General features: G+C 63.5%; 1 pseudogene. It reads left to right on the top strand.

What is annotated here, in order from left to right:
- Positions 1-3,009: pseudogene (gene cdiA, locus DDA898_RS11830) on the top strand (contact-dependent inhibition effector deoxyribonuclease); the annotation flags it as partial.

Raw genomic sequence — 3,009 nt, 5'->3', positions numbered from 1 at the left:
AGCAGACGGTGACGCAGCAGGGGACGGTGCTGAACGCGGGCGAGGGGCTGAGCCTGCGGGCGGGTCAGGACCTGACGCTGCAGGGGGCGCAGGCGGAGACGCGTGGCGCGCTGACGGCGCAGGCGGGGCGCGACCTGAGCCTGCTGTCGGCGACGGAAAGCCGGCATGATTTTTTTGAAGAAACGACGGTGAAGAAGGGCTTCCTGTCGAAGACCACCACGCACACGCTGCGGGAGACGCAGCAGACGACGGAGAAAGGGACGCTGCTGTCGGCGGGCAGCGTGGCGCTGACGGCGGGGCACGACATCGGGGTGCAGGGCTCGGCGGTGGCGGCGGACGGGGAGGTGACGCTGACGGCGGGGCATGACATCACCACCGCGGCGAGCGTGGAAACCTACCGTAACTACGAGGAGCAGAGCCGCAAGAAGAGCGGGGTGTTCAGCGGGGGCGGCATCGGGTTTACCATCGGCAGCACGTCGATGAGTCAGACGCTGGAGTCGGCCGGGCGACCACCCAGAGCCAGAGCGTCAGTACATTGGGCAGCACCAGTGGGTCGGTGCGCCTGAATGCCGGGCAGGCGGTGTCGATGGCGGCCACCGATGTGATTGCTGCCCGGGACATCCAGGTGACGGGCAACAGCGTGACGATTGATCCGGGCTACGATACCCGTAAACAGTCGCGCCAGATGGAGCAAAAAACCGCCGGATTGACGGTAACGCTATCGGGTGTGGTGGGATCGGCGCTGAACAGTGCGGTGCAGACGGTTCAGGCGGTGCGGGAGCAGAGCGACAGTCGTCTGCAGGCGCTGCAGGGGATGAAGGCGGTGCTGTCGGGGTATCAGGCCTATCAGGGCACCCAGATTGATACCAACAATCAGGGGGCATCGTCGTTTGTCGGCATCAGCGTGTCGCTGGGGGCGCAGCGATCCAGCAGCAGCCAGACCAGCGAACAGTCGCAGAGTTTTGCCTCGACGCTAAATGCGGGCCATGATATTAGCGTGGTGGCGCGTCAGGGCGATATCACCGCCGTCGGCAGCCAACTGAAAGCGGCCAACAATGTGGAGCTGAATGCGTCCCGGGCGATTAATCTGCTGTCGGCACGCAACACCGAGTCGATGACCGGCAGCAACAGCAGCCGCGGCGGGAATATCGGCGTCAGTTTCGGCCTGAGCAATAGCGGCGCCGGATTCAGCGTATTCGCCAACGTCAACGCGGCCAAAGGCCGTGAACTCGGCAACGGCAATAGCTGGTCGGAGACTACGGTGGATGCCGGGCAGCAGATTGCCCTGACCAGCGGCGGCGACACGCGCCTGACCGGGGCGCAGGTCAGCGGCGAGCGCATTGTGGCAAACGTAGGCGGCGACCTGCTGCTGAAAAGCCAGCAGGACAGCAACCGTTATGACTCGAAGCAGACCAGCGTGTCGGCGGGCGGTAGCTTTACCTTTGGCAGTATGACCGGCAGCGGCTACCTCAGCGCCAGTCAGGACAAAATGCACAGCAGTTTTGACAGCGTGCAGCAGCAAACCGGGCTGTTTGCTGGCAAAGGCGGTTACGACATCAGCGTCGGCAACCACACGCAGTTGGACGGCGCGGTGATCGGCTCGACCGCCGCCGCGGATAAAAACCGGCTGGATACCGGAACGCTGGGCTTCAGCAATATCGACAACCGAGCCGAATTTTCGGTGTCGCACAGCGGTATCGGGCTGAGCGCCAGTCCGTCGCTGAGTATGTCGGATATGCTGAAATCGGCCGCGCTGACCGCGCCTTCGGCACTGATGTCGATGGGACGTGGCGGCAATGCCGGCAGCACCACCTACGCGGCGGTGAGCGACGGGGCGCTGATTATCCGTAATCAGGCCGGTCAGCAGCAGGATATTGCCGGCCTGAGCCGGGATGTGGAGCACGCCAATAATGCGCTGAGCCCGATCTTTGACAAGGAGAAAGAGCAGAAACGCCTGCAGACGGCGCAGATGGTGGGTGAGCTGGGCGCGCAGGTGATGGACGTTATCCGTACCGAAGGCGAAATCCGCGCGGTGCGGGCGGCGGAAGCCAAAGGCGATGTGAAACGGCCGGCGGATAACGCATCCGAAAAAGACTGGGATAAATACAAGAAAGACCTGACGGAAACGCCGGCTTACAAGGCGGTGATGCAGTCTTACGGCACGGGCAGCGATCTGCAGCGGGCGACACAGGCGGCGACGGCGGCGATTCAGGCGCTGGCGGGCGGCGGTAACCTGCAGCAGGCGCTGGCCGGGGCGTCGGCGCCGTATCTGGCGCAGCTGGTGAAAGGCGTGACGATGCCGGCGGACGAGAGTAAAGCCACGGCATCGGACATCGCGGCCAACGCGATGGGGCATGCGCTGATGGGCGCGGTGGTGGCGCAACTGTCCGGCAAGGATGCGGTGGCGGGCGCAGTGGGCGCAGCAGGCGGCGAACTGACGGCGCGGCTGCTGATCATGAAGGAGCTGTACTCAGGGCGGGACACCAGCGACCTGACTGAAGCGGAAAAACAGTCGGTAAGCGCGCTGGCTTCGCTGGCGGCCGGTCTGGCATCGGGGATTGCGTCGGGTAACACCACCGGTGCGGCGACAGGTGCGCAGGCCGGGCGTAATGCGGTGGAGAATAACTCGCTGGGGGATATTGCGCAGGCGCAGTCTGAAGGCAAGACGCTGGAGCAGAAGGCCGGTGAGTATGTTGAGGCGGAGAACGAACGCTACAAGAAGGAAAACTGTGCCGGATTAAGCGCGGAAGCCTGCTCGGTGAAGATGTACGACGAGCGGCGTGAAGCACTGAAAGAAACCCTTGCAGCCGGTGCAGATTTTGTGCCGGTGATAGGTGATATCAAGAGCGTTGCGGAAGCGCAGAGTGCGCTGGATTATCTTGCCGCCGCGGTAGGGTTGATACCGGGCGCAGGGGATGCGGCGGGCAAAGCCATCAAAGCGGCTGAGGCAGCGCTGAAGAAAGGGGAACTTGCTGAAGTCTCTAAGCTGATTAATCGGGCAAGCAGTGA

It is taken from the genome of Dickeya dadantii NCPPB 898 (assembly GCF_000406145.1).
GTDB lineage: Bacteria > Pseudomonadota > Gammaproteobacteria > Enterobacterales > Enterobacteriaceae > Dickeya > Dickeya dadantii.
Note: the sequence above shows the minus strand (reverse complement) of the source record. Positions and strands in the feature narration are given on the sequence as shown.